Genomic DNA, 1,529 nt, shown 5'->3' with positions numbered 1-1,529 from the left:
CTGATAGTTTTCCGCCAAAGGGCAGTTCAAATGATTCGGGTTCTGATGGAGTTGCGGTCGATATACGATACATCTGTACTGAATGAAAAAAAGTGCTTGGCTTTTAGTGTATTTTACCTTTTTTTGGTCTTTTTTTCTCGACTTTATTGAGTCGAAACCTTTTTCCTATCGGCATTTCAGGCTTTTTCAGCAAGCCCTAATTAGATCATTCGCTAGATCATTACCTAAAGTAAAAACTTGATTATTAGCATTGAAGAAAATTTTTCGTACTTCTGTCTGCAATCTCTGATGAGCTTCACGGACTCTTCTTGATAAACGATTTCAGGTATCAAAAGTGATTTGATCTTGCTGGGGATTATTAACAAACCACTGCTTCACCTCCAAAACATCATCTAGTACGCGACGAATTGGAGTATCTAATTGAGCAAGTTTATCCTTATCTTTGATAAATTGGTTAAGCTCACTAATAAAATCAGAAAAACGACTTAAATCAATTAAAACTTCATTATTATCATTAATGCCTTCAATGTAGTCTTTAGCATCAAAAAAAAATAGGAAAATCATTCAAGCTGTGATGATGTAATGCTTGAGCAATACTAGAGCGATAATTTTCAATTTTTTGATCATCATCACCAGCTTCGGCTGATAGCTTATTAAAAACCAGCATCATTTTGTGAGCATATTGTTTTTCATAGGCTAAGTTTTTAAAATGCTCGACAATGTGATCATCAAGAAGCATATGAGTGGTGCAAAAAATCAGCAAATCAGCTTGCTTAATTGCTTCATAGGTTACTTCATCATGATCGCGGCGTTCAGTTCCAATGCCAGGGGTGTCCACTAACTTGATTCCTTGCCAAACATAGGAAGTTGCTTTGTCCGTTGTTATATCGGAACCAATTTTGATGCTTTTATACCCTGTTAAAGCAGAAATAATTGTGGATTTTCCTGCACTATATTGACCAATAAAAGCGATCTGAAGCATAAGATTTTCTCGAATCAATTTAGATTCTTTTTTCAAATTTTGAGAATACTGTTTGGATTCTTCTTGATCGCATTTTTTAAGAAATTTTTGAAACTCTTCTACGATGTCATCGAATTGAGAGTAAACATAAGTAAATTTTATTTCTGTTTTTTTCATGGTTGTTCCTAAGTTGAGTTAATAGGGCAAAAACTTTTAATGAAAAGCTATTTTTTCACCAAGTACCTGGCTACATTGATTTTGCTCATCTAAAGGGAGTAGATTCTTGTCCTTTAGATAAATATCAAAGAAATTGCCTGGTTTACGAATAATGCGTAAGATATGAGCGCAAAGTTGTTTACGACCACATTCTACATAACTGGCACACCAGCTAAAACCCTAAGTACAGGACAAAAATGGTAGGGAATGAAGAAAATCTCGATAATTGGGCAAAGAAGGGTTAAGAATCAGATGACGAAGATGGTCAAAACCTAAGCGAAAAAGACTTTGGCTAGGACGACCATGTTTTTTGAGCCGAATCGGATCAAGTTGATGAAGCCACAAGCCAGTC

Annotated in this window: 2 protein-coding genes and 1 pseudogene; all 3 read right to left on the bottom strand. The window is 35.3% G+C overall.

Annotated elements, in window-relative coordinates:
* Positions 1 to 321 precede the first annotated feature (321 nt).
* Positions 322 to 564, bottom strand: coding sequence for a hypothetical protein (locus MiAbW_RS19060; RefSeq protein ID WP_151697345.1), 243 nt, complete (start codon positions 562 to 564; stop codon positions 322 to 324).
* Entirely contained in the window at positions 542 to 1,138 is a 597-nt protein-coding gene (locus tag MiAbW_RS19055) for a GTPase (RefSeq protein WP_151697344.1), read from the bottom strand. The genes MiAbW_RS19060 and MiAbW_RS19055 overlap by 23 nt, the downstream gene beginning before the upstream one ends.
* Before the next feature lie 219 nt (positions 1,139 to 1,357).
* Positions 1,358 to 1,529, bottom strand: a pseudogene (locus tag MiAbW_RS19050) (IS4 family transposase); the annotation flags it as partial.

This window comes from Microcystis aeruginosa NIES-4325 (assembly GCF_008974145.1).
GTDB classification, from domain to species: domain Bacteria; phylum Cyanobacteriota; class Cyanobacteriia; order Cyanobacteriales; family Microcystaceae; genus Microcystis; species Microcystis aeruginosa_G.
This window is presented reverse-complemented; position numbering and strand designations above follow the sequence as displayed.